This is a genomic window from Micromonospora tarensis, assembly GCF_016803395.1.
GTDB classification, from domain to species: domain Bacteria; phylum Actinomycetota; class Actinomycetes; order Mycobacteriales; family Micromonosporaceae; genus Micromonospora; species Micromonospora tarensis.
Genome location: NZ_JAEVHL010000362.1, coordinates 1 through 4,671 on the forward strand (window position 1 = coordinate 1; position 4,671 = coordinate 4,671).

The 4,671-nt window shown below is 73.3% G+C and carries 4 protein-coding genes and 1 pseudogene; 1 reads left to right on the top strand and 4 read right to left on the bottom strand.

Annotation, left to right across the window (positions count from 1 at the left end; translation table 11 throughout):
* The 4 genes from JM949_RS33750 to JM949_RS33770 all read right to left on the bottom strand — a co-directional run.
* A partial coding sequence (locus JM949_RS33750; protein ID WP_203152089.1) for a hypothetical protein occupies positions 1-1,946 on the bottom strand: 1,946 nt, incomplete at its 3' end.
* Between the two features lie 505 nt (positions 1,947-2,451).
* Positions 2,452-2,676 carry a hypothetical protein gene (locus tag JM949_RS33755; protein WP_203152091.1) on the bottom strand — a complete coding sequence of 75 codons (225 nt, stop codon included), beginning with the start codon at positions 2,674-2,676 and terminating at the stop codon, positions 2,452-2,454.
* A 35-nt stretch (positions 2,677-2,711) separates the two neighbouring features.
* On the bottom strand, positions 2,712-3,959 hold the full coding sequence (locus tag JM949_RS38225; RefSeq protein WP_238434374.1) for a Pycsar system effector family protein: 1,248 nt from the start codon (positions 3,957-3,959) through the stop codon (positions 2,712-2,714).
* 51 nt (positions 3,960-4,010) lie between these two features.
* A complete protein-coding gene (locus JM949_RS33770) occupies positions 4,011-4,487 on the bottom strand; it encodes a hypothetical protein (protein WP_203152090.1) in 477 nt (158 codons plus the stop codon).
* An 87-nt stretch (positions 4,488-4,574) separates the two neighbouring features.
* Here JM949_RS33770 and JM949_RS40095 point away from each other — a divergent pair.
* Positions 4,575-4,671 (top strand): annotated as a pseudogene (locus JM949_RS40095) (UvrD-helicase domain-containing protein); the annotation flags it as partial.

Consider the following 4,671-nt stretch of genomic DNA (forward strand, 5'->3'; position numbering starts at 1 on the left):
TGCACCCGGGTGAGCGCTTCGGCGAACTCGACCGCGTCGAGCTGGACGTCCGCCCAGTTGTACTCGTTGGTCCCCTCACTGACGTCGGCGGTGGCGGACGCGGCGCGCTCGGCCTGGGCAACGGCGTCGCGCTCGTTCCAGCCGGCCCGGGTGGTGGCCATCGCGGTGGCCGTCGCGGCGGCCTGGTCGGCGACGTCGCGCCGGCGCGCGGCCGCGACCTGGTCGCGGTGCTGGTCGTAGCGGCGGGCCTGGTGTGGCGGCTCGGCGTCGCCGGTCAGCGACTCGTCGAGCAGCGAACGCAGGTAGCCCAGCGGTCGCTTCGGCGCGTCGAGCAGCTCCCGACCGGCGCGGGTCTGCCGAATCCAGTCGAGCAGGGCCGGCATCGTCCATCGCGGACCCAGCCGCGATCCGAGCAGCGCGGCCAGCCGGGGCAGGGGCACTCGTGCCAGCCACTCCCATGCCTGCTGAGCGGCCCGTGCCAGGTCGTATGCCCAGCCAATCCACTCTGGAGCAGGCCGGGACCGCCGTGACAGCCCACACGCCCTTTCGATCGGCCTAGGACGCTCGACGCGTCGTGAGCTGCGTCGATCCTCGGTTCTTGGTGATGAGCGCGAAGCGCGTTTTCCCCCCCGACTCGGCCCCACCGGCAAGGGGTGAGTTATCGACGGAGGTTGAGCAAAACCCCGAGACAAGCAGGAACTTAAGTTCTCACCTTGAGACGCCAAGCGGGGGGGGAAGTAATTCCCGGTCTCGATCTGGCGGGTGGCGATCGCCTCGACGTCGGCAAGGACGGTGTCGCGGGTGGTGGCCACGGCCTGGCGTAGCTGCGCGCGGCGGGCCAGGCCGGCGTGGTCGACCACGGCACCGGTGCGGGCGATGAGCGCGTCGACGTCGTCCTCGGCGGCTGCCAGCACCGCCAGGGCGTGCTGCAGCAGCTCGTCGAGCACCAACAGGGCGAGGGGGACGTAGGGGGCGCGGGCGGCCGCGTCACGGATCACCGGTGCCAGGTCCCACTCGGCTCGGTCGTTGCACCGGCCGAGTTCCGTGCGCTGCTCCAGGCTCAGCCGGCGACCCTGCCGGGTCCGCACCGCCCACCCGAGCGCCTCAGCCCGCGCCCACCCGGCCGTGACCGCGCGGGGCGTGCAGCCGGCCAGCTCCGCCGATCGGGCGCGGCCGGGCAACGCACGGCGGCCGGTGCGGTAGTCGGCGTCGACGGCCAGGACGCCGGCGACCCGGGCCAGCATCGAGGGCCGCCCACGTCTGGAGGCCCGCGCCGCGGCGTCCCTCGCCAGCAGATCGGCCAGGAGCTCGACCGCGCGGCCGCGGCCGCCACCGACGGCGTAGGACTCCACCGTGGTGCGCAGCCGCTGCACCCACGCGGTCAGCTCGGCCACCCGGGCATCGGTCCCGGCTCGCTCGGCCAGCAGCTCGAACTGCTGCGCCACGGCGGCGGCCTCGGCGACCTGGTCGTGCTCGAACCTCGCGCGGGCGGCGGCCAGCCACGAGTACCCGCACAACCAGCACGCCGGCGACGGATCCGGCTGGCCGCACGCCGCGCAGGCCGGGTCGACGTCGTCGACGACATCGAGGGCGGCGGCCCGCAGCTCGGCGGCGTGGCGGCGCTGCTCGGCGTCGGTGCGGGTGCGCCAGCAGGACCTGCACAGCGGATCCGAGTCGGCGCCGTCGCGCGGCAGGCCCTGCCTGTCCCGGCCCGCACTCGCGCACGAGACGCACGGGGTCTGCAGGCCGGTCGGGTAGGTAATCCGCCGGCGGGCGCTGGGCGGGGCGACCAGACGGGTCTGGCCGGTGCGGGTGGTCTCCACCAGCAGCGCCGGCCGCGCCGAGTGCACAGTGCACCGCGTGCGGCCCTCGGCGGCGAGCACGGTCCGGCCGAGCGCCGCGCAGACCGGGCAGTGCCCGGACGCGACGACACGCTCCGCCAACATCGACGTGGCGTGAGGGGCGAGTGGGCTCAGCGTCACCGGCCACCGCCGGTGGTCGATGGGCCGTCATGTGGGCCGGGCGCTGACAGGCAGGTCGGCGACACGCGGTGACCGCGTGTAGAGACAAGAGTGCACCCAGCCCGAAGGTTGAGTGCTACGATCTCCTCCGAGCTTGTTGGAGCCTCAGACCCTGCTTCCGCCGCCAAGCAAACACAGGGTTCGGGGCTCTCTTGCTGTCTGCAGTTAGGGGTAGAGCGCGGGCGCTCCCTCAAGATCGAATTAGGCGCGGTAGGCGCGTGACCCGTGGATCTTACGGCGACTCTCGCCACCGCAGACGCCCCAACACGCTCCCAAACCACCGATCCCGACGAGTCCTGTGTGGATCTCGTCTTTAAATCGGCACATACCGGGGCGAGCCTGGCGGAGTGGCGGTCAAAGAAAATGGGGCCAGATATGGCCGAATAGGCGGCCCGTCGATTCGGGTCGCCTATTCGGACGTGGGGAATGGTCACGCGGGCAGGTGAATGGTGTCGCAGTAAACGGCGGCGCCGTCGCCGTCGTGGACGTACAACTCGCCGTAGCGGTCGACCGGGCCGTCGAAGGCGACGAGCAGCCGCTGTGCCTGCCAGCTCGCCGTCTCGACGTCGGCGGCGGTGAAGTAGATGACGGCCTGTGGGGTGTCGGGCTCGGGATCGGTGACGACGTCCAGGCGGTACTCGTCGGTGGTGCCCATGACAAAGGTGCCGAACGGGCGGTAGGTCACGGCGTTCACCGGCCCCAGACGGCCAGGGCGACGGTGGTGGCCGCGCCGGCGTACCCGGTGAGCAGCAGCGGCACCGCCCGCGAGATCGCGAGGTACTTGGCGCGGGTGGCGCGCGAGAGCCACCACAGCTCACGGGCGCGGGTCAGCGGCGTCATCTGCGCGACGTGCTCGGCGTCGCCGCCGGCGATGCGGGCGAGCACGTCGTGGGCGGTGTCGGCGTCGGCGTAGGCGCAGAATCCGAAGTCACCACCCAGGCGGGGCCGGCTGGCCAGCAGAAGCAGCACCACAGCGGCCAGCACCACCGCGGCGGTGCCCGCGCCGGCGGCGAGGGCGGCCGGGGTGAGGTGGCCGCCGGCTCCCGCGCCGCCGAGCACAGCCAGGCCAGCGCCGAGCAGCACCCCGGCCATCTGCAGGTAGCCGCTGGCCTTGGGGTCGATGCGGGCCAGCTCGGTGCGGACGGTGGCGACCTCGGCGTCCAGGGCGGCAGTGACGGTGCCCCGGCCGCAGGCGGCGGCATGCGCGCCGGCACGGGCCAGGGTGTCCAGCTCGGAGCTGTCCAGCTCCTCGGTGCCGCAGCCGGTGCACCGGAAGGTGTGGGGGAAGTGGCCGAGAACGATCTCCACGAGCACGGCGTGCGCGCCAGCGGTGGGGATCTGGAAGTGGCGGCGCTGGCCGCGAAGGTCGCTGGCGTAGGCCGCGCCGAGGTAGGTCGGATCGCCGGGATCGGGCACCATGGCGGGTGCTCCTTCCGTTCGTTGTGGATGGGCAGGAGTGGCGGGCGGCCCCGGAGCTTGGGAAGGCGGAGGGGCCGCCCGCGCGGCGTTATCGGCCGGTCGGCTGGTAGATCGGCGAGTCGGCCGCGGGTACGCCTCGGCCCGGCAGAAGTGGTCGTAGCCGCACCAGTCCCAGACGGTGACTCCGGGGCGCAGCGGGGCGGTGCGCTCGTCGGCGAGGATCTGCTCGGCGTCGTCGGTCCAGTCGATGCCGGTGGCGATCGCGGCGACGGCGGCGTGGTCGACGTGGCGGGCGCACAACCGGTGCGCGACGGCCAGGCCGCTGGGCAGGTGCACCAGGCTGTAGCGGCCGTCCAGGCGCTGCCCGTGATCCAAGGTGACGTGCACGGCCAGGCCGGGTGCGACCGGCCAGCCGGTGACGATGATCTGGCTGACGCGGGGCTCGTCGGCGGCGTCGGTGTCGCTCACCTGGATACGTACCGGGATCGTCGGCGCGGTGGTGCTCGTGATCGTGGTCATGAGGTTCCCTCCTGGGGACTGCTATCGACGGGGCGGCGAAAAAGGTGACGGTCAGCGGCGGGTGGCGCCGTAGGCGATCAGCCACGCGCCGGCGGTGCCGGCGGTCGCGGCGAGCGCCTGGATCCATCCGCCGGGGGCGGCGATGGCCATGAGAGCGCCGGTCACGGCGGCGGTGTGCAGGACGTAGACGGCGGTGCGGGAGCGGCGGCGGGCGAGCACGCCCTGGTGCAGCGCGGCCAGGGACGCGACGGCCCAGATCAGCCACAGCGCCCACCCCCACAGGCCGTGCGCGGCGGCCCAGGCGGTGGTGGCCGGCAGCAGCAGCGCGTGCACGGCGGCGGCGGCGACCAGGGCCAGCAGCAGCCAGCCGGCGTAGGTGGCGGTGTACATCAGGCGGCGGCGGTCGGCCAGGACGGTGCCGACGGTCGTGATGCGGTTTGCGGGTGGCCACTGGTCGCAGCAGCGGCGGAGTCCGGTGTCGTGCTGATGGCGGGTCGGCTGGTCTCCGGGCGGGACTGCGGGCTGCATGGCGTCTCCTGGTTGTGGATGGCGAGCGGGCGAACGGGGGTGATCGCGCCGGCGTGGCGGGCCACGACGTCGGCGTACTGGTGCTGGGCTCGGCTGATGTGGGTGTCGACGTTCCACTCGGCCTGTGTCCGGATCCTGCGTGCCGAGCACGAGCACGCCGGCCTCAAGTCGACGTTCTCGATCT

Excerpts from the sequence above, each read along its gene's own strand:
- JM949_RS33770 (WP_203152090.1), bottom strand. The coding sequence starts at position 4,487 with ATGCAGCCCGCAGTCCCGCCCGGAGACCAGCCGACCCGCCATCAGCAC.
- JM949_RS38225 (WP_238434374.1), bottom strand. The coding sequence starts at position 3,959 with ATGACCACGATCACGAGCACCACCGCGCCGACGATCCCGGTACGTATC.
- JM949_RS33755 (WP_203152091.1), bottom strand. The coding sequence starts at position 2,676 with ATGGGCACCACCGACGAGTACCGCCTGGACGTCGTCACCGATCCCGAG.